A 19095-nucleotide genomic window follows, 5' to 3' on the forward strand; every position below is an offset into this window, starting at 1 on the left:
GACCACAGGGCGGGCTTTTTCGTGCGCCGAATGGCGAAGCGGTCAGAGCAGCCGCTTGCGCATCGCCTGGGACAGCATGTCGATCAGGGTCACGGCCACGACGATGATGATCGCGATGGTCGAGACCTTGGAATATTCGAACGCTTGCAGGCTTTCGAACAGGGTCTGGCCGATGCCGCCGGCGCCGATCAGGCCCAGCACGGTGGCGGCGCGGCTGTTCGATTCGAAACGGTAGAGGGCGAAGGAGGTCCACAGCGGAGCCACCTGCGGGATGACGCCCCAGGCGATCTCGTGCAGGCCGCCCGCGCCGGTCGCCTTGACGCCCTCGATGGGCCCCTTGTCGATCGACTCGACCGCTTCCGAGAACAGCTTGGCCAGCACGCCGGCGGTGTTCAGGGCGATGGCCAGCACCCCGGCCAGCGGCCCCAGGCCCACGGCGACGATGAACAGGGTGGCGACGACCAGGTCGGGCACCGAGCGCAGCAGGTCCATCACGCGGCGCACCGGCCAGACGAGCCAGGCGGGCGACAGGTTGCGCGACGCCATCAGACTGAGCGGGATGGCGATGAAGACCGCCAGGAAGGTGCCCCACAGGGCGATCTGCACCGTCAGCCACATCTGGCCGACCAGCATGCGCCACTGGCTGAAGTCCGGGCTCAGGAAGGCCTGACCGTATTTCTGCATCTTCTCCGGGCTGGAGAAGAGGTTGCCGATATTGGGCAGGCCGACATGGCCGACCGCCGCCAGCAGGATGATGGCGAAGCCGCCCCACAGCAGGACGTCCAGCGACCAGGCGGCCATGGACTTCTTCGGCGGAGCCGGAACCACCGCCGGATCGCTCGGCACGGAAGCCGGCTTGGGCAGGATGTTCAGGACGATGGCCAGCAGCACCAGGGCGCCGATCAGGGCGAACGGCCCCCAGCGGGTGATCTGGTCCGTCCTGGACGGCGGCGCGACCTCAGGCGGACGGCCTTCGCGGCGAGCCTGGTCGGCCTTCATCTCGCGGATGGGATCCAGGTAGCTGTTATCGGCGGCGCGGAACTGGGAATAGTTCAGCTTGGTCATCACCGCGCGCTGGTGCTCGACGTCGGGGCCGTAGCCCTGGCCGTAGGTGACGAAGAACTGACGAATCTTGGCCTTCACGTCGGCGGGAAGGTCGCCGCGGATCAGGATGCCCGATTCCGGGATCGGCGGGGATTGCCAGATGACCTCGATCTGGTCGGCGATAGCCGGGTTCTCGCGGCGCAGGAAGATGGTGTTGACCGAGTTGGAGGTCGCCACGTCGACCAGGCCGTTGGCCACGGCGAAGGAGTTGGCCTGATGGCTGGCCGAGCGGACGGTGGCGAAGCAGGCCGACGGCGTGATGTTCCGCGGACTGAAGAAATAGGTCATCGGCGCCAGGGTGCCGGAGGTCGACTGGGCGTCGCCGATGCCGAAGTCGTAACGCTTTCCGCAACGCTCGACGTCGGCGAGCGTGATGCCCGAGCCCTTCTTCACGATCAGGGAGGAGGTGTAGGAATCCTTGCCCTCGATATCGACGGTGCGGGCGATGACCTCGGCGCCGGCGCGGTCGATGGCCTGGACGGCAGGCAGGGCCGAGAACCAGCCGATCTGGGCTTGGTCGGCGCTCATGGCCTCGACCAGGACGCTGTAGTTGGAGCCGAAGATGGGCTCGACCGGAATGCCGACCGCGCGCTCCAGATCGTCCAGCAGCGGCTGCCACATCGGACCGGACGAGGCCTGGCCTTCCGCCGACAGGATGGTGAAGACCAGCTTGGTCGGACGCTGCGGCTGGTTCTGCGCGGCGGCGGGGACCGCGGTCAGTCCGAGGACGACGACGGCGAGCGCCAGGACGGCGGCGAAGACGGTACGAAGGCGGCTCATGCCCATGGCTTTCCGGAACGCGCCCGAACGGGCGGCAGTTGTGGTCTTGAGGGGGTTCACGGCTGAACCTCGCGTTTCGCCCGCAGGCGTTGCAGTTCCTGCTCGGCCTCGGCGACGCCGGCGGCGTTGCGTTCGGCCCGGGCGGCGATCAGCCTCTGGTCGGCCATCATTTCCCGCACGGGGTCCAGATAGTCGTCGTCGGCGGCGTTGAAGCGCGAATAGCGCAGTCCGGCCAGCACGCGGCGCTGGCGCTCGGCCTCGACCCCGGCGCCCTGGCCGTAGGTCAGGAAGAAGCTGCGGATCTTTTCCTTCAGCGCCGGGTCCAGATCCTCGCGCACCACGATCCCGCCCTCGGGGATCGGCGGCGACTGCCAGATGATCTGGATCTGTTCGGCGAGGGTCGGGTTCTGGCCCTGCAGGGCCGCGACGCTGACGGTGTTGGAGGTGGCCACGTCCAGCACGCCGGAGGCGACCTCGAAGGCGTTGCGCTCATGGTTGGCCGAGCGGACGCTGCTGAAGCAGCGCTCCGGATCGATGCCGCGCGGCGTGAACAGATAGGTCAGAGGGGCCAGGGTGCCCGAGGTCGACTGGGCGTCGCCGATGCCGAAGCTGTAGCGCCGTCCGCAGGCCATGACGCTGTCCAGGGTGATGCCCGAACCCGCCTTGACGATCAGGGCGGCGCGATAGTTGTCCTGGCCCTGCTGGTTGACGGTGCGGGCGATCAGCTCGGCGTTGGCGTCATCGATGGCGTCGATGGCGGGCTGGGCCGAGAACCAGCCGGCCTGGACCTGGCCGCGCTTCATGTCCCCGACCAGATCGGCGTAGGTCGAGGCGAAGTGCGGCGTCACCGGCGCGCCGACGGCCTTGGACATGTCGTCCAGAAGAGGCTGCCACAGGGGGCCGGCGGACGCCTGGCCCTGGGCCGAGAGGATGGAGAAGGTCACGGCCTCGGCCGGCTTTCCGGGCGCGGCGTTGCGCTCGCCGCAGCCGGCCAGAACCACACCGGTCAGGCCCAGCGCGGCGACGGCGAGAGCGCCGATCCCGGAACGGCGAGCCCAACCGGAAAGGATCATGCCTTGGTTTCCCAGAAGGCGTCCTCGAATTCAGGGCCGTAGATGTCGATCAGGCGGGCGGTGTCCAGGCCGGTCGACGGGCCGTCATAGACGATCTTGCCGCCTTGCAGGGCGATGACGCGGTCGCAATAGCGGATGGCGTAGTCGACCTGGTGCAGGGTGACGATGACGCCCATGCCGTCGCGCTGGTTCAGCTCGACCAGCAGCTCCATGACCTTGCGGGCCGAAACGGGGTCCAGCGAGGCGACGGGCTCGTCGGCCAGGATGGCCTTGGCGCCCTGCACGATGGCGCGGGCGATAGCGCCGCGCTGCTGCTGGCCGCCGGACAGGGTGTTGGCGCGCTGGGCCGCATAGTCGGACACGCCGACGCGGTGCAGGGCGGCCATGGCGCGTTCCTTGTCCGCGCTCGGCCAGGCGCCGAACAGACCCCGCCAGCCCGGCACGCGGCCGAGCGCGCCCAGCATGACGTTGGAGAACAGCGACAGGCGGCCGACCAGATTGAACTGCTGGAAGATCATGCCCAGCTTCTGGCGCGCGGCGCGGACCTGACCGGTCACGCGACCGTTCTTCTGCACCACCTCGCCGAAGACGGTGATGGTGCCCTTGCCGCCGTCGATCGACTGCAGGCCGGTGATCGAGCGCAGCAGGGTCGATTTGCCGGAGCCGGAGGGGCCGATCAGGGCGACCATCTCGCCGGCCCCGACCTCGACGGAGACGCCGTTCAACGCCTTCCGGGCGCCGAAGGTTTTGGACACGTCCTTGACGGACGCGACAGCGGCGGGAGCTGAGGTCATGAGCACGCGAGTATGCGGTTGCAAGGGCGCGCCGCATGGCCCGACAGGGCCCGCGAGGCAAGTCTTAATGGCACGTCCGCGACGATTTCGTCCAGCGGAACGGCGCCGGGGTCACGCCTTGCCCTACTGCGCCGTCCGCACCTCGACCGGCAGGCCGAGGCCCTCCAGCTGGGGCCGCACCGTCGCCGCGTCGCCGACCACCACCCAGACGAATTTGGAGCCGTCCAGCGCCTGACGGGCGGCGGCGTCCATCTGGGCGGGCGTCAGGGCCTGGTAGCGGGGCGCCAGCGTCTCCCAATAGTTATCCGGACGGTTGTAGAGGGCGTTGGTGCGCAGGGCGTTGAGCACCGCCGCCGAGGTTTCGAAACTGCCCGGCAGCTGGCCGATGTTGCCGTTGACGATGCGCTGGCGCTCGGCGTCCGTGACGCCGCGGTCGGACAGGAAGCCCTTGTACTGATCGATCAGGACGGCGATCGACTCGCCGGTGCGGTTCGACTGGACCGGCGCGCTGATCAGATAGGGCGTCTGGTGTTCGACCAGATTGACCCGGCCGTTCAGGCCGTAGGACCAGCCACGCGTCTCGCGGATGTCCTGATTGATGCGGGCGAGGAAGCCATTGCCGATGGCCTCGTTGGCGGCGTTCAGGGTCACCAGGTCATCCTGACCGGTGACCGGCATGACGAAGCCGCCGAGGATCAGGGACTGGGGCGACTGGGGCCGGTCGATCAGGACGATGCGCGGGGTGGGCGCCGGAATGGCGGCGTCGAAGCTCTTGGTCCCCTTCGCGGCCGACGGTGCGGCCCAGGCGCCCAGGCGGCTTTCCAGCAGCGGCGTCAGTTCGGCCAGCGGCATGTCGGAGACGACGAAGATCCGGGCGTTGTCCGGGCGGATCCAGCGCTGGTGGAAGGCGATCAGGTCGTCGCGGTCCAGCGCCCGGACCGCCGCCGGGTTTCCCAGCCCCGAGGCCGCGCGGCCATAGGGGTGGTCGGGGCCGTAGAAGACCGCCGGCCAGGCCCGCCCGCCCATGCCGTTGGGCGAGCTCTGTTCCTGGGCGATGGCGGCCAGCTGCTGGGCGCGGGTGCGCTCCAGATCGGCCGGGGCGAAGGCGGGGTTGCGGATGACGTCGGCCAGCAGGTCCAGCGCGGGAGCCAGATTGGGGGTGACCACGCCGAGATTGACGGCGGTCCGGTCGAGCGTGGCGTTGGCGTTCAGACTGGCGCCCAGACGCTCGGTCTGTTCGGCGATCTGGACGACGTTCAGATGGGTGGTGCCCTGGGTCAGCAGGGACAGCATCAGCCGCTGCGTGCCCAGCGCATCAGCGGGATCGGCCGCGACGCCGGCGTCGAACTCGACCGCGATCTGGGTGGTCGGGACGGTGGTCGAGCGGGCGTAGACGATCTCCATGCCGTTCGACAGGCGCGCGCGTTCCACGGTCGGGAAGTCGAGCGCCTTCATCGTTCCCACCTCGGGCATGGGACCGCGCGGCGTGATCTCCAGCGGGGCGGCGGCGGCGGGCGGCGGGCGGTTGTCGGCGGCCTCGGCGTAGGGTTCGCGCTCGCCCGGATCGACCCGGATGGCCAGCACCGGCCGGCTGAGCCAGCGGCGCATGGCCGCCGTCGCCGAAGCGGGGGTTACCGCGCCGAGGTCCGCCAGCTCCTTGCGGTAATGACCCGGATCGCCGGCGTAGAGTTCGCCCTCGGCCAGCACGACGGCCTTGCCGCCGAAACCACCGACAGGCTCCAGCGCCGAGATCTGTCCCGCCATGCGGGAGTTGACGACGCGGGCCACCTCGTCGGCCGTCGGACCGCCGGCGATGAAGTCGGCCATCAGTTGATCGAGCTTGGCGGAGACCGCGTCGGCGTCCTGACCCGGCTTCACATCGACGCTCACCTGGAACATGCCGATGCGGTGGAAGGACTGGACCCCGGCGGTCACCGAGGTCGCCGTCTGGTCGCCGCGCACCAGCGCATTGTCGAGACGGGAGCTGGCCAGACCGCCGAAGACGGCGGCGGCCACGTCCAGATCGGCGGCGGCCCCGTCCAGCATGCCGGGCACGATCCAGTAGCGGATCAGCCGGGTGTTGGGCACGCGGTCATGCAGGGTCTTGTCGATGCGGGCCGGCAGGGTGGGGACGTCGGCCTGGGCCGGCTCGTTCTGCGCCCCGCGCGGGATATGGCCGAAATACTGCTGAACCAGCGTCCGGGCCTGGGCCGTGTCGATGTCGCCGGCCAGCACCAGCACGGCGTTGTTCGGGCCGTAGTTGTCGCGGTGCCACTGGCGCAGATCCTCAAGGCTGGCGGCGTCCAGATCGGCCATGGAGCCGATGGTGGAGTGGCGATAGGGATGGCCCGGCGGCAGCAGGTTCTCCAGCGCCGTATAGTAGACCAGGCCATAGGGCTGGTTGTCGCCCTGGCGCTTCTCGTTCTGGACCACGCCCCGCTGGTTATCGAGCCGCTCCTGGTTGAGCGCGCCCAGCAGGTGGCCCATCCGGTCGCTCTCCATATAGAGCGCGCGTTCGACGGCCGAGGTCGGGACCGTCTGGAAGAAGTTGGTGCGGTCGAACCAGGTGGTGCCGTTCCAGTCGGTGGCGCCCATGGCCCGCAGCGGCTCCATCAGGCCGCCGGGCAGGTTCTCGGTCGGATTGAACAGGCCGATATGCTCGAACAGGTGGGCGTAGCCGGTCTGGCCGGCCGGTTCATCCTTGGAGCCGACGTTGTACCAGGCCGCGATCGCCACCACCGGCGCCTTGCGGTCGGTGTGGACGACCACCCTCAGGCCGTTGTCGAGCGTGAACTCCTCGAAGGGGATGTCGACGCTGCGGGCCAGTTCGGAGGCCGGAACCTGGGCGAAGGCCTGCCACGGCGTGACGGCGAGAAAGACGGCGGCGAGAAGAGCGGCGCGGCGCATGGAACAGTCCCCCGAATGATAATGCGGGCGGGACGGTATCAGCGCGACGGGGGTCGGCAAGTTACGGCTGAGTCACGAAAGCTCCGGCGGGGGGCCGGGTCAGCGCATATACGGGGCCAGGTTGCCGGCGATGGTGTCGAACTCCTCGTCGGTGAGATCGAGCTTGCTGTGGAAGAGCGCCCACGCCGGCCCCGGGGCCGGATTGCCGCCGACCGAGGCGTCCGCCCCGAACAGCACCCGCCGCGGGCCCGCCCTGCGGATCGCCTGGACGATGGTCGCGACATTGTCGGGCGTCGCGTCCGGCGTGACCACCGTCGTCACATCGAACCAGACATTGCGGACACGCGGATCGCCGGCCGCGATGGCGTCGGCGAAGACGTTGAAGGCCTGTTGGGCGTTGTCGGGGAAGCCGGGACCCGCGCCGCCGAGGTGGGCGATCTGCACCGGGACGTGCGGCGCGGCTGGAAGGATCTCGTTCAGGAAGATCGCGGCCTCCGCGCCCCCGGACGGCATCCCGCCACGTGCCCGCATGTGGACCACGACGGCCGCGCCCCTGCGTTCGGCGAGGCCGAAGATCGCGGCCAGCCGCGCGACGTGGTCCGGATTGTGGACGTCCACGCCGGAGTTGCCGAAGTGCAGCTTCACCCCCTTCATGCCGGGCAGGTCGAGACAGCGCTCGAGCTCGGCCGCCGCGTCGTCCCGCAAGGGGCTGGCGCTGCAGAAACCGACGAGGCGGGTCGGGAAGCGGGCGACCTGCGCCGCGGTCCAGTCGTTTTCCTCCCGGGTGCGCTCCGCAGGGTTGTCGATCGGCCTGCGGTCGTCACCCCAGACATAGGCCATCGACAGAACGACGGCCCGTTCGATACCGGCCGCGTCGAGCTCGGCGATCAGGGCCGCCGCGTCGATTCCGGGCTGACCCCACGCCGCCGAGGCGGCGGGGCTGATCAGATGCTGATGGTGCGATGCGACCGGCGCGCGGTCGGCGGCCGCGGCCGATGTCGCGGACAGGAGGACGGCGAGCAGGCCGAAAAGGGCGGTGCGGCGCATGGAAGGCAGTCCCCGATTGATTTCGGGGCGGACGCTATCAGCGCGCCTTCCGGCGGCAAGTTACGACTGCGTCACGTTGGACGGCCCAGCTCGGTCCGCATGCGGACAAATCCCGAGCAAGATCAAAGCCTGCCTAGAAAAAACCTCTTTACATGACAGTCGTATGACCTCATATCGCGCCTTCCGGCGGACCCCGTAGGTCTAACGTTGCGCTGCTAACGCCGGTCTGGGTTTAACAATTACAGGGGTTTACGTGAATTGCGCACGTATCCATTTCCCCTGGACCTGGTCCGCGAGCGGTCCCCTGAGCGTCCCGTCGCCCTCGTGCGACCGCGTTCGGTTTCCGTAGCGGCGCGCTGGTTCCAGGACAATCTGAACGCTGACGTCTTCTATGCGGTGAAGGCGAACCCTTCGCGCTGGGTCATCGAGACCCTGATCGAAGCGGGCGTCACCGCCTTCGACGTGGCCTCCATCGGCGAGATCGAGCTGGTTCGCTCGGTGAGCGCTGACGCACGCCTGGCCTTCATGCACCCGGTCAAGAGCCGCGGCGCGATCACCAAGGCCTATTTCGACCACGGCGTCCGCACCTTCTCGCTCGACAGCCATGACGAGCTGCAGAAGATCATCGAATCCACCGGCGGCGCGACCGACCTGAACCTGCTGGTTCGGATGGCGGTTTCGGCGGACGGCGCGGCCTATTCCCTGTCGGGCAAGTTCGGCGTTTCTCCGGACCAGGCCCCGTCCCTGCTGCTGGCCACCCGCCAGGCGGTGAAGGACGGCCTGATGGGCGTCTGCTTCCACGTCGGTTCGCAATGCATGCGCCCGTCCGCCTATGAGGCCGCCATGGCCCAGGTCGGCCGCGCCATCAGCCGCGCGGGCGTGTTCGTGGACATCGTCGATGTCGGCGGCGGCTTCCCCTCGGTCTATCCGGGCATGGTCCCGCCGGACATGAGCGAATACGCCGACGCCATCCATCGCGGCTTCCGCGAGATGCCCGTGTCGGAAACGACCGAGCTGTGGTGCGAGCCGGGCCGTTCGCTGGTCGCCGAATCCTCGTCGGTCCTGTGCCGCGTGGACCTGCGCAAGGGCGACGCCCTGTACCTGAACGACGGCTCGTACGGCTCGCTGTTCGACGCCACCCACTCGCGCTGGCCCTTCCCGACCAAGCTGGTCCGGGACGGAGATGCGTCGTCCGACCTGAAGCCCTTCCGCTTCTACGGCCCGACCTGCGATTCCATCGACCACATGCCGGGCCCGTTCTGGCTGCCGGCCGATGTGCAGGAAGGCGATTTCATCGAGATCGGCATGCTCGGCGCCTATGGCGTCGCCATGACGACCGGCTTCAACGGCTATGGCGAGCATGAGATCGCCGCGGTCGAGGACGCCCCGATGGCCTCGCTCTACGGCCTGGCGCCACGCTCTATCCCGACCGTGCGCACCTCGGCGGAAGAGCAGGCCCGCAAGATCGTCCGCCTGTCGCGCCCGAAGGGCAAGGCGGGCCAGCGGAAGAAGCAACGGCGCTAAACCGTCGCTTTCGCGTTGTAACAAGCAGCGGCCCGTCGCTCCGTCCGGGCCGCTGTTCTCTTTTGACGACGGGCGCTCAAATCAAAGGGAAACCCTTGCAATGAACGCTCCCGTTCAATCGAACCAGAAGGCCCAGCTGCTCCAGAACACGGTGGAGCACGTCGACATCACCTCGTTCGACGCCCGTCCGATCATCGACAGCATGCGCAAGATGAGCTTCTCGTCGCGCGACACGGCCCGGGCCGCCGACATCTTCAACATGGCGATCGAGGACAAGGACTGCTCGCCGTGGCTGATCCTGGCCGGCTCGACCTCGGCCGGCGGCTGCATGCACGTGTACCGCGACATGGTGAAGTTCGGCATGATCGACGCCGTGGTCGCCACCGGCGCCTCGATCGTCGACATGGATTTCTTCGAGGCCCTGGGCTTCAAGCACTACCATGCCGCCGGCGAGGTGGACGACAACGTCCTGCGCGACAACTACATCGACCGGATCTACGACACCTATATCGACGAGGAAGAGCTTCAGGCCTGCGACCACACCATCCTGGAGATCTGCAACCGTCTGGAACCGCGCGGTTATTCCTCGCGCGAGTTCATCTGGGAGATGGGCAAGTGGCTCTCGGAAGGTAACGCCAAGAAACCCGGCTCGCTGATCCAGACCGCCTATGAAGAAGGCGTGCCGATCTTCTGCCCGGCCTTCGTCGACAGCTCGGCCGGCTTCGGCCTGGTCAAGCACCAGAAGGAACAGATCGCGGCGGGCAAGCCGTATCTGATGATCGACGCGGTCGCCGACTTCCGCGAACTGACCGACATCAAGATCGCCGCCGGCGTCACCGGCCTGTTCATGGTCGGCGGCGGCGTGCCCAAGAACTTCGCCCAGGACACCGTCGTCTGCGCCGAGATCCTCGGCATCGAGGCCGAGATGCACCGCTATGCGGTCCAGATCACCGTCGCCGACGTGCGCGACGGCGCCTGCTCGTCCTCGACGCTCAAGGAAGCCGCCTCCTGGGGCAAGGTGCAGACCACCCACGAACAGATGGTCTTCGCCGAAGCCACCACGGTCGTGCCGCTGATCGGCTCGGACGCCTATCACCGCGGAACCTGGAAGAACCGCGACAAGCGCCGCTGGAACAAGCTGTTCGGCAAAGCCTGACGGCGTTCCCGCATTCTTGTGGGCCGCAAATGAACTGGAGAGGGGCCGGAGCGATCCGGCCCTTTTTCGTTTCTAGCTTCCCGCCGCCCAGTCGATCGCCTCGGCGGTCTTGCCGGGCTCGAACACCTTCATCTGAACACCGGGGATGATCGGATCCCAGAAGGCCACCGCCTTCAGCCAGCCGGCGTCGGTGACGAGGGCGCAGCGGGGAAAGCGATTCCAGTCGCCGATCCGTTTGAGATTGTACTGCAAGTCCTTCCACAGGGCCTCGCCGGTCAGGCCGTGGAAGTCGGTCATTTCGGCCACGATGCCGATCTTCGGGTGACGCTTCAGCGTCTCGTCGACCACGGCGATGATGCGGTCGTAGTCAGCGCCGTCCAGCCTGCCGGTGGTGCGCAGGGCGACGACGTTGTCGGGCGACTCCAGAAGTTCGATCATGGCGCTCTCCTCGCACCGGAAACGGTCAGCCCGCCGCCGCCGTTCCCGCGCATGACAAAGGGGCCGCGATCGCTCACGGCCCCTTCTTCATTCGGATGAGGCGTTACTGGCCGCTGATCTCGCGGACCGCCTTCATCAGGCTTTCGACCACCCGGGCGGTTTCCGGATCGCTCCAGTCGCCGGGCTTGGTGACGATGGCCTGACGCAGGGTGTGCAGGGCCTCGCGCACCACCTCCGGAGCCTGTTCGCCCGAGACCATCCGGGCCGCCAGCACCATGCGCTGCATGACGCCGTCCACGGCCGTGCGGTTCGCATCCAGCCAGGCCTGGCCGGCCTCCGTCACCGAGAAGACCTGCTTGCCGCCGGCTTCGACGCCGGCGATCAGGCCCTCGTCCGAGAGCAGCGACAGGTTGGGGTAGACCACGCCCGGCGAAGGGGCGTAGCCGCCGCCGAAGGCGGTCTCGATAGCCTTGATCAGATCGTAGCCGTGGCGAGGCTCCTGCTCGATGAGGGCCAGCAGCACCAGCCTCAGGTCGCCCGGGCCGAACATGCGCCGGCCTCGGCCGCCGCCCCTTCCTCCCATGCCGCGACCGCCCATCCCGGGTCCGCCCCGGCCAAACATGCCGCGACCAAAGCCGCGGCCTTCGCCGTCGCCCCGATCCGCGCCGCAACGGGCGCCGTGGCCCCATTCCCGGTCGTGACCGCGATGCCGGTCGTGATGGCGACCGTGATGGCCGCGTTCGTCTTCGTGAAATCCAAACATCATGTGTCCTTTCGTTTTCATGGGGCAAAGATATATCTTAAAGAGCATTACGCAATAGTCGTAAGATATGTTTTTGCGCACCGGCGACGCTCCGGAACCTCGTCCGCTCCCGACCGCTATGTTCGGGAAGGAGTTTTTCATGACCCAGCAGCAGCAACCGCAGCAGACCGAGGACGCCCGCGAAGCCGACGACATGGGTGAAAAGCCGGACCTGGGCCGCACCCCGGACGCCCTGACCGAGGCCCTGTCGGGCTCGGACATGGGATCGGACACGCGCGCGGGCTCCCTGCAGGGCGGGGCCGCGACAGGCTCGGACGACGACCCCGACCAGGACCTGATCAATGAGACCCTGGCCAGCGAGGGCATGGCCTCCGCCGGCGCGAAGCCGGATCCGGCGAAGGCCCCGGACGAGGAGAAGGCGGCCGACTGACACAGGACAATGTTCGGTCGCCGAAGCGGCCTCTTGACGCCTTGCCGCCGCCGCATCGTTGGGCCACGGTGAAGCCAACAATGAAGTCTCAAGGACGGATACGGGATGAAGCGCATGCTTTGGGCCGCCGCGATCACGGCGGCCATCGTCATGACCGGTTGCGACAGCAACGCGAAGAAGGAGGACGCGGCCATCGACGCGACGCCGACGGACGGCGCCACCGAGGCCGCGACAGCGGCCGGTCCCGCCGCCGCGACCGTCACGGCGACCGCTGAGCCCGCCGCGCCGAACGCCCCGGAATTCGCGGTGATCTATCCGGGCGGCGCGCCGAAATCCCCGGCGATCTCGGCCCAGGGGCCCGCGGGCCCGGGCGGCATGCTTGATTTCACCACCGACGCCACCCCGGACGAAATCGTCGCCTTCTATCGCCAGCGCGCCGAAGCCGCCGGCCTCAAGCCGATCAACAGCCTGAACCGGGGCGAGGCGCGGGCCTATTCGGCCGGCGACGGCGGAACCCGTCTGCTGACCGTCGTCGTGACCCCGGTCGACGGCGCCCCCAACGACGTCCAGCTGTCGTGGACCAGCGGCCACTGATCCGCACAGCCGCCGTCGCGGCCCTGATCCTGCTGCCGGGCGCCTGCGCCACAGGCGGCGGGAGCGGCCCTACGGCCCTTCCGGCGTCCGGCTATCTGGACGCCGCCACGCTGGGCGCTCTGTCCGACACCATCACCCCCTCGCTCGAGACCCTGACCTGGACCGGCGAAGAGACGCCCGGCGCCGGGCCCGGCTCCGACCGCTGGTGGATGGCCACCGCCCAGGCCGAACTGCGTCCGCCCGAGGCGGCCCAGCATTTCGACTGCGCCCTGGGGACCCGTCTGGCCGGCGCGCCCCGCCCGGCCCTGACCCGGCTGATGAGCCGCCTTCTGGTCGACGCCGACAGCCTGACCCGCCGCCTGGCCGCCGAGCATACGCGCGCGCGCCCCATCGCCATCGATCCGGCCCTTCAGCCTTGTCAGCGCGTCACCGACGCCATGCGCGACAGCCCGTCCTGGCCCGCCAACGGCGCGGTGGCGGGCGCCGCCTATGGCGAGATGTTCGCCGACCTCGCGCCCGACCGCGCCGAGGCGGCGCGCCGGGAGGGGGCCGAGATCGGCTTCAGCCGCATCGTCTGCCGCATGAACTGGCCGGGCGACGTGCGGGACGGCGCGAGCATCGGCCGGACGCTTTACGCCCGCGCCGCCGCCACGCCGGACTTCGCCGCCGATCTGGAGGCCGCGCGCGTCGAGGTCGCCGCCGCCCGGGCGGAAGGCCTGACCAACCCGTCCTGCGCCGCCGAGCGCCGGGCGCTTAGGCAGGCGGGCTCCTGACCTAGGCCGGACGCGGCCCGCTGATCACGCCGTAAAGGTCGGTGCGACGATCCCGGAAGAAGCCCCAGGCCGCGCGGTGGCGATCCAGGAAGTCGAGGTCGAAGGTGTGCACCAGCACGCCCTCCTCCCGCTCCAGGCTCTCGACCAGGTCGCCGCGATGGTCGGCGATGAAGGAATGGCCGTAGAAGGTCTGGCCCGCCTCCGTCACCTGCTCATGACCGATGCGGTTGGCGCCGACGACCGGCACGACATTGGACACGGCGTGGCCCTGCATGGCCCGGCGCCACGGCGCGGCGGTATCCAGGGTGTCGTCATGCGGCTCGGTGCCGATGGCGGTCGGATACATCAGGATCTCGGCGCCCTGCAGCATCATCGCGCGGGCGGTCTCCGGGTACCACTGGTCCCAGCAGATGCCGACGCCGATACGGCCGAAACGGGTGTCCCAGACCTTGAAGCCGGTGTCCCCGGGCCGGAAATAGTATTTTTCCTGATAGCCGGGGCCGTCGGGGATGTGGCTCTTGCGATAGACGCCCATCAGGGTCCCGTCGGCGTCGATCATCACCAGCGAGTTGAAGTAGTGCGGCCCCTCGCGCTCGAAGATCGAGACGGGGATGACCACGCCCAGTTCCTTGGCCAGCGGCTGCAGTTGGACGACCGCCGGGTGTTCACGCCACGGATAGGCGGTCCCGAACCACGTCTCCTCCTGCGAGACGCAGAAGTACGGCCCCTGGAACAGTTCGGACGGCAGGATCACCTGCGCGCCACGACCGGCGGCCTCGCGGATGAAGCCGATGGTCTTGTCGATGTTCGCCTGCATGTCCTCGCCGTAGGACGTCTGGATGGCGGCGACGCTGATCGTGCGGGTCATTACGCGGGCTCCTGCTGGCTGATGCAGTGGAACGATCCGCCGCCCGACAGGATGGCGAGGGAGGGCAGCGGGATGATCTCACGGTCCGGATAGACGGTCTTCAGCCCCTGGCAGGCCAGGTCGGCGGCCCGGTCGTCGCCATAGGTCGGGACGATCACCGCCCCATTGGCGATGAGGAAATTCATGTGGCTGGCCGGGATAGGCTTCTCGTCCTCGTCCAGCACCAGACCCGGCGACGGCAGGCGCAGCACCTGGATGGCCTTGCCTTCCGCGTCCGTCATCTCCGACAGGGTCTTGGCCACGGCGTCATAGACGTCGTCGTTCGGGTCGTTCCGGCCCCAGGCGATCGGACAGGCGACCACGCCCGGCGCGACGAAGCGGGCCAGATTGTCGACGTGGCCGTCGGTGTGGTCGTTCAGCAGGCCGTCGCCGAGCCACAGCACCTTGCGGGCGGCCAGCGCCTCCGTCAGCGCGGCCTCGGCCTTCTCTTCGGTCCAGCCGGAGTTGCGGTTGGGATTCAGCAGGCACTGGCGGGTGGTGAGGATCGTCCCCTGCCCGTCGTGGTCCAGCGCCCCGCCCTCGAGGATGAAGTCGTTGCGGTCCAGCGGCGTGCCCGATTGCGCGCCGATCTGGGTCGCGACGGTGTCGTCGTGCTCGAGTTCGTACTTGCCGCCCCAGCCGTTGAAACGGAAGGCGGCGGCGCGGGCGGAAGTCGCGCCGAAGATCGGGCCGGTGTCGCGCAGCCAGATGTCGCCGAAGCGACCGTCGATGACCTCGACCCCGTCCACATCGGCGAAGCGGGCGCGGGCGTCGTCCAGCGCCTCGGCCTTGCCGACCAGCAGCTTGACGTGTTCACGGCCCGGACCGGCCAGGGCGCGGACCAGGGCCTCGACCTCGGCCTGCGCCGGTTCGAGGTTGTCCTCCCACAGCTCGGCGTGGCTGGGCCAGCCGACCCACATCGCGCGGTGCGGCGACCATTCGGCGGGGATGGGAGTCATATTCATAGGGCCTCGTATCGGCGAAAGACCGATCGCGCCAGATGGGGGGCGCCGTATCCGGTTTCAACGCGCCGGCGCGAACACCGGCCATAGAAAAAGGGCGGCCTGCGAACAGGCCGCCCTCGTTCGTCGTGTCGTCAGGCTTGGCTTAGAACTTCATGCCCAGCGAGATTTGCGCGGTGCGCGGCGAACCCAGCGAATAGGTCCGGGCCAGACCGCTGCGGTTGGCCGTACCGGACGGCACGCGGGGATCCGTGGTCACCACCGTCGACAGGCCGTTGTTGCCCGTCGAGATGTTGCCCAGATAGTCTTCGTCGAACAGGTTGTTGACGTTGAGCTGCACATAGGCGCCGCGGATGCCGAAGGTGTCGGTCAGGTCGTAGCGAACGTCCAGATCGGCGACGGTGTAGGCGTCGGAGATCTCGTCGTTGACGTCCGTGGCGAAACGCTCGCCGACGTATTTGGCCTGGACGCCGATCGACAGGTCCTGGGTCACATCCCAGTCAACGCGAGCGGCGAAGGTCCAGTCCGGGGTCTCGACCAGGGTCTTGCCCTTGGTTTGCAGATACAGCGGGATCTGCAGGGCCGGATCGGCGGGCGTGCCGGCCGGGCAGGTCGGGGTCGACAGCGGAACCTGGCTGGTGGCGGTACAGGCGAAGTTGCCCAGGAGCAGGTCTTCCTGCAGCTCGCTCTCATTGTACGAGGCCGACAGGTTGACGGCGAGCGCGTCCGAGAAGGCGTAGCCCAGCTGGCCGTCGAAGCCCTGTTGCTTCACCGAGCCGACGTTGCGGTCGACGCTGAAGCCGAAGGTCGGCGAGTTGATGTCGTTGTCCAGCGAGGAGACGATCCGGTTTTCGAACTCGATGTACCAGAAGGCCGCCTGGGCGATGAAGCCCGCGTTGCGGAAGCGGTAGCCGAGGTCATAGGACTTGGTCGTTTCCGGCTGCACGGCGGTGAAGTCGATCGAGCCGTTCGTGACGTTCCGGACCGGCTGGTACAGGTTGTCCGTACGCGGCACCGACAGGCCTTCGGCGTAGCTGGCGTAGACGCTGTGGCCTTCGCCGAAGCGGTAGACGATGCCCAGGTTCGGCAGGACGTCGTCATACTTCAGCGTGGCTTCGTACGGCTTGATGAACTGGACGGAGTTCAGCGTGAGGCCCGAACCGGTCGTGGTGCTGGCGAAGGTGACGTTGCCGTTGGTGATCGGGGTCGCGACGCCATTGACGAAGCCGGTCGTGAGCGGCGTCTCGGTCGTGCAACGCACGGTCGAGGTGCCGTTCTGCGAGTAGCAGTACTGGTTCAGCTGGCGCTCGAAGAAGGGCGCGCGCACGCCGATGTTGATCGTCAGCGATTTGTCGAAGAAGTCGCCGATGTACTCCAGGGCGACCTGGTTCAGCTGAGCGATCGAGAAGCGGTCGCGGCCACGCAGGTAGGAGCCGTCCAGACCCATGATGCGCTGGTTCTTGTCGCCCCAGCGCTCTTGGCCGCCGAAGGGATTCGCCGGCTCGCTGTCGGCGCCGACGCGGGTCCACTCGGCGGTCTGACGGTGACGGCCGTAGTCCAGCGTATAGGCGGCGCGGATGCGGTGATCCTGGTTCAGGTCCCAGATCAGCGAGCTGGTGATGCCGTAACGGTGGGTGTTGGTGTTGTTCGGCGTGTACAGGCCGACGTTGTCGCAGGAGTCGCCGTCGCCGTTCAGGTCGACGCCGGTCCGGTTGACCGCGACGGCGGCGCAGCTGGCGGGCGTGGTCAACGTGGCGTTGTTGGTGGTGTTCTGGTCCAGACGGTCGTCACGCTCGCTGACCAGGGTGTAACCGCCGCCGTTGGCGATGGTGTACTGGAACGACGGGTCGAAGGTCAGACGCAGGTTGTCGGTCAGACCGTAGCTGAACTGGCCGCGGATGTTGCCGGTGTTCGTCGGGTTGATCCGGAGGCCGTGGTAGTTGGTGCAGCCGCCGGTCGGTTGAGCGACCGAGCCGTCCGACTGGATGCGGGTCACGCTGCCGGCGGCGTTTTCGTTCTGCACGGTGCCGTCAACGCCGGCCGGGCGGATACAGGCGATGTCGTTTTCCAGGAAGTTGTTCGCGTTGAACTGCGCCTGGGTGATCAGGTTGTTGTACTGGCTGTTGCGGTTGATGTTCCAGTGCGCCGCGACGCTGGCGAAGTTGCCGTTGCCCAGGTCCTGATAGAGCTTGCCGTTGAACTGGGTCTTCTCCAGCTCGCCCGGGCCCTTGAACTTGTCATACTCGGTGTACGAGAAGGTGGCGTAGGCGGTCGTGCCCCAGGGGCCGAAGGCGCCGGTGTCGCCGCGCATGAAGATGCGGTGGTAGTTGTTCTCGCCGATCGACGTGACGAATTGGGCGCCGGCGTGATCCAGCGGACGGGCCGACAGATAGCTGATGGTGCCGCCGGTGGCCGAGGCCGTCGGGCTGTCGACGTCGGTCGTGCCCTGGTTGACCGAGGCGCGCTCGATCAGTTCCGAGTCCAGCTGCTGGTTGGTGAAGGCGGCGTAGTTGCCGGTGTCGTTCAGCGGCATGCCGTCGAAGGTCAGCGAGACGCGGTTGCCGTCGAAGCCGCGCAGACGGATGTTGCCGCCCGAGTTGCCGTACGGGTCGCTGTTCACGAAGTTCAGGCCGGGAACCAGGTTCAGGGTCTGCAGGATCGTCTGACCCGAGGTCTGGGTCGCGATGTACTCCTGCGAGATGCTGGAGCGAGTCTTGGCGACCGTCTGGGCGACGATGACGCCATCGACGCTCGGCGTGCGCGAACCCGTGACGACCACGGTGTCCAGTTCGGTGGCGCCCTCGGTCGCGACCGTGCCCGACGATTGGGCCGAAGCGGCGCCGGCGACCAGGAGGCCGCTGAAGAGGGCCGTGGTGGCCCAGAACACGCGTTTGCGGTTCGTCATTGTCATCTATCCCCGATGAGTTGGGCGGAAGCGCCCACGTCCGGCGGCGGCCGGTCGAAATCACGCCCCCCTTAGGCGCGCCGTTGGAAAGTGGGACGACATTGATGTGACAGTGACATGACAGTGGGCGGGGGTGGCCGTCGGGACACACCCTGTTGCAGCGCACAACTGTGGATGGTTTTTAGCCCCAGACCTGCCGAAGACGCTCCGGGCGCCCACAGAAACGGCTGTAGCCGCCGTACCGGACGGGATTGCGGCGCGCGAAATCCTGATGCTCCGCCTCCGCCGGCCAGAATCGGGCGGCCGCGCGAACCGGTGTCACAAACCGCTCGGCGCCGATGATCCGGGCGGCGGCTTCGCGCGAAGCCTCGGCGGCGGGGCGTTGGGCGGTCGTGGCGAAGACGGCGGTCCCGTAATTGGCGCCCCGGTCGCAGAACTGGCCCGCCGCATCGGTCGGGTCGATGGTGCGCCAGAAGCGATCGACCAGGGCGCGATACGAGATGCGGGCGGGATCGAAGGTGACCTGGACCGCCTCCAGATGCCCCGTGCCGCCCCGAACGACCTGGTCGTAGGTCGGATTGGCGGTTCGTCCGCCGGCATAGCCGGAGACCGCGGCCACCACGCCGGGCATGTGCTCGAAATTGGATTCCGTCGACCAGAAACAGCCGCCGGCGAAGACCGCGACCTCACGACGGCCGCTGTCCTGTTGCGGGGCGGGCGGGGCGCCGCCCTCAGCCCTGTCGCCGCCGGAGCAGGCGGCGGCCGCGAGGATGGCGAGGATCAGGAGGAGACGGCGCGACATGGGACAGCCTCGTTCGACGATTATCCTTATACGTAGGCGCTGCATCGGCGGTTGTCGCGCAAAGCAAAACCGCCGGCCCTCTGATGAGGACCGGCGGCTCTGTAGTCAGGCCTTGTCGGCGACTTCCGTTTTTAGC

Annotated in this window: 16 protein-coding genes and 1 pseudogene; 5 read left to right on the plus strand and 12 right to left on the minus strand. The window is 68.1% G+C overall.

Translation table 11 applies throughout. The features are described 5' to 3' along the window. Positions 1-42: 42 nt before the first annotated feature. The 6 genes and pseudogenes from phnE to AC1RRF_RS17150 form a co-directional block, all read right to left on the minus strand. Positions 43-801: a phosphonate ABC transporter, permease protein PhnE gene (gene phnE, locus AC1RRF_RS17125; protein ID WP_492836761.1), complete on the minus strand. Its 759-nt coding sequence runs from the start codon at positions 799-801 to the stop codon at positions 43-45. Between the two features lie 231 nt (positions 802-1032). Beyond that, positions 1033-1890 (minus strand): annotated as a pseudogene (phnD, locus tag AC1RRF_RS17130) (phosphate/phosphite/phosphonate ABC transporter substrate-binding protein); the annotation flags it as partial. 50 nt (positions 1891-1940) lie between these two features. Next, the gene (gene phnD, locus AC1RRF_RS17135; protein ID WP_492836731.1) at positions 1941-2957 is read right to left on the minus strand and encodes a phosphate/phosphite/phosphonate ABC transporter substrate-binding protein; all 1017 of its coding nucleotides are present in this window, start codon (positions 2955-2957) and stop codon (positions 1941-1943) included. Continuing rightward, positions 2954-3751: a phosphonate ABC transporter ATP-binding protein gene (gene phnC, locus AC1RRF_RS17140; protein WP_492836733.1), complete on the minus strand. Its 798-nt coding sequence runs from the start codon at positions 3749-3751 to the stop codon at positions 2954-2956. The genes phnD (AC1RRF_RS17135) and phnC overlap by 4 nt, the downstream gene beginning before the upstream one ends. Positions 3752-3874: 123 nt before the next feature. After that, positions 3875-6658 carry a M16 family metallopeptidase gene (locus tag AC1RRF_RS17145; protein WP_492836735.1) on the minus strand — a complete coding sequence of 928 codons (2784 nt, stop codon included), beginning with the start codon at positions 6656-6658 and terminating at the stop codon, positions 3875-3877. 99 nt (positions 6659-6757) lie between these two features. Next, positions 6758-7705 carry an amidohydrolase family protein gene (locus AC1RRF_RS17150; RefSeq protein WP_492836737.1) on the minus strand — a complete coding sequence of 316 codons (948 nt, stop codon included), beginning with the start codon at positions 7703-7705 and terminating at the stop codon, positions 6758-6760. Positions 7706-7963: 258 nt separating this feature from the next. Here AC1RRF_RS17150 and AC1RRF_RS17155 point away from each other — a divergent pair, with 258 nt between their 5' ends. After that, positions 7964-9229, plus strand: a complete 1266-nt coding sequence (locus AC1RRF_RS17155) for a type III PLP-dependent enzyme (protein WP_492836739.1) — start codon at positions 7964-7966, stop codon at positions 9227-9229. Positions 9230-9329: 100 nt separating this feature from the next. After that, positions 9330-10385, plus strand: a complete 1056-nt coding sequence (locus AC1RRF_RS17160; protein WP_492836741.1) for a 1,9-bis(guanidino)-5-aza-nonane synthase — start codon at positions 9330-9332, stop codon at positions 10383-10385. 72 nt (positions 10386-10457) lie between these two features. Here the strand turns inward: AC1RRF_RS17160 and AC1RRF_RS17165 are convergent, their stop codons facing one another. Together AC1RRF_RS17165 and AC1RRF_RS17170 are read right to left on the minus strand one after the other, a co-directional pair. After that, positions 10458-10823 (minus strand): SpoIIAA family protein, encoded by a 366-nt coding sequence (locus tag AC1RRF_RS17165; protein ID WP_492836743.1) that lies wholly within the window; start codon positions 10821-10823, stop codon positions 10458-10460. Positions 10824-10926: 103 nt separating this feature from the next. Next, entirely contained in the window at positions 10927-11373 is a 447-nt protein-coding gene (locus AC1RRF_RS17170) for a PadR family transcriptional regulator (RefSeq protein ID WP_492314103.1), read from the minus strand. Between the two features lie 352 nt (positions 11374-11725). Here AC1RRF_RS17170 and AC1RRF_RS17175 point away from each other — a divergent pair, with 352 nt between their 5' ends. The 3 genes from AC1RRF_RS17175 to AC1RRF_RS17185 all read left to right on the plus strand — a co-directional run bounded on the left by AC1RRF_RS17175 (position 11726) and on the right by AC1RRF_RS17185 (position 13383). Then, complete coding sequence (locus AC1RRF_RS17175; RefSeq protein ID WP_492836745.1) at positions 11726-12016, plus strand: ribonuclease; 291 nt, start codon at positions 11726-11728, stop codon at positions 12014-12016. Between the two features lie 105 nt (positions 12017-12121). After that, entirely contained in the window at positions 12122-12610 is a 489-nt protein-coding gene (locus AC1RRF_RS17180; RefSeq protein WP_492836747.1) for a hypothetical protein, read from the plus strand. Then, the gene (locus AC1RRF_RS17185) at positions 12592-13383 is read left to right on the plus strand and encodes a phosphatase PAP2 family protein (protein WP_492836749.1); all 792 of its coding nucleotides are present in this window, start codon (positions 12592-12594) and stop codon (positions 13381-13383) included. Before AC1RRF_RS17180 ends, AC1RRF_RS17185 begins: the two co-directional genes overlap by 19 nt. Before the next feature lies 1 nt (position 13384). Here the strand turns inward: AC1RRF_RS17185 and aguB are convergent, their stop codons facing one another. The 4 genes from aguB to msrA all read right to left on the minus strand — a co-directional run bounded on the left by aguB (position 13385) and on the right by msrA (position 18959). Then, positions 13385-14251 carry an N-carbamoylputrescine amidase gene (gene aguB / locus AC1RRF_RS17190; protein WP_492836751.1) on the minus strand — a complete coding sequence of 289 codons (867 nt, stop codon included), beginning with the start codon at positions 14249-14251 and terminating at the stop codon, positions 13385-13387. After that, complete coding sequence (locus AC1RRF_RS17195) at positions 14251-15255, minus strand: agmatine deiminase family protein (RefSeq protein WP_492836753.1); 1005 nt, start codon at positions 15253-15255, stop codon at positions 14251-14253. The genes aguB and AC1RRF_RS17195 overlap by 1 nt, the downstream gene beginning before the upstream one ends. 142 nt (positions 15256-15397) lie before the next feature. Then, positions 15398-18157: a TonB-dependent receptor gene (locus AC1RRF_RS17200; protein WP_492836755.1), complete on the minus strand. Its 2760-nt coding sequence runs from the start codon at positions 18155-18157 to the stop codon at positions 15398-15400. A 181-nt stretch (positions 18158-18338) separates the two neighbouring features. Next, positions 18339-18959 (minus strand): peptide-methionine (S)-S-oxide reductase MsrA, encoded by a 621-nt coding sequence (gene msrA / locus AC1RRF_RS17205; protein WP_492836757.1) that lies wholly within the window; start codon positions 18957-18959, stop codon positions 18339-18341. Positions 18960-19095: the final 136 nt, after the last annotated feature.

It is taken from the genome of Brevundimonas sp. GW821-FHT12C05, assembly GCF_058807475.1.

Excerpts from the sequence above, each read along its gene's own strand:
- phnE (WP_492836761.1), bottom strand. The coding sequence starts at position 801 with ATGGCCGCCTGGTCGCTGGACGTCCTGCTGTGGGGCGGCTTCGCCATC.
- phnD (WP_492836731.1), bottom strand. The coding sequence starts at position 2,957 with ATGATCCTTTCCGGTTGGGCTCGCCGTTCCGGGATCGGCGCTCTCGCC.
- phnC (WP_492836733.1), bottom strand. The coding sequence starts at position 3,751 with ATGACCTCAGCTCCCGCCGCTGTCGCGTCCGTCAAGGACGTGTCCAAA.
- AC1RRF_RS17145 (WP_492836735.1), bottom strand. The coding sequence starts at position 6,658 with ATGCGCCGCGCCGCTCTTCTCGCCGCCGTCTTTCTCGCCGTCACGCCG.
- AC1RRF_RS17150 (WP_492836737.1), bottom strand. The coding sequence starts at position 7,705 with ATGCGCCGCACCGCCCTTTTCGGCCTGCTCGCCGTCCTCCTGTCCGCG.
- AC1RRF_RS17160 (WP_492836741.1), top strand. The coding sequence starts at position 9,330 with ATGAACGCTCCCGTTCAATCGAACCAGAAGGCCCAGCTGCTCCAGAAC.
- AC1RRF_RS17165 (WP_492836743.1), bottom strand. The coding sequence starts at position 10,823 with ATGATCGAACTTCTGGAGTCGCCCGACAACGTCGTCGCCCTGCGCACC.
- AC1RRF_RS17170 (WP_492314103.1), bottom strand. The coding sequence starts at position 11,373 with ATGTTCGGCCCGGGCGACCTGAGGCTGGTGCTGCTGGCCCTCATCGAG.
- AC1RRF_RS17175 (WP_492836745.1), top strand. The coding sequence starts at position 11,726 with ATGACCCAGCAGCAGCAACCGCAGCAGACCGAGGACGCCCGCGAAGCC.
- AC1RRF_RS17180 (WP_492836747.1), top strand. The coding sequence starts at position 12,122 with ATGAAGCGCATGCTTTGGGCCGCCGCGATCACGGCGGCCATCGTCATG.
- aguB (WP_492836751.1), bottom strand. The coding sequence starts at position 14,251 with ATGACCCGCACGATCAGCGTCGCCGCCATCCAGACGTCCTACGGCGAG.
- AC1RRF_RS17195 (WP_492836753.1), bottom strand. The coding sequence starts at position 15,255 with ATGAATATGACTCCCATCCCCGCCGAATGGTCGCCGCACCGCGCGATG.
- AC1RRF_RS17200 (WP_492836755.1), bottom strand. The coding sequence starts at position 18,157 with ATGACGAACCGCAAACGCGTGTTCTGGGCCACCACGGCCCTCTTCAGC.
- msrA (WP_492836757.1), bottom strand. The coding sequence starts at position 18,959 with ATGTCGCGCCGTCTCCTCCTGATCCTCGCCATCCTCGCGGCCGCCGCC.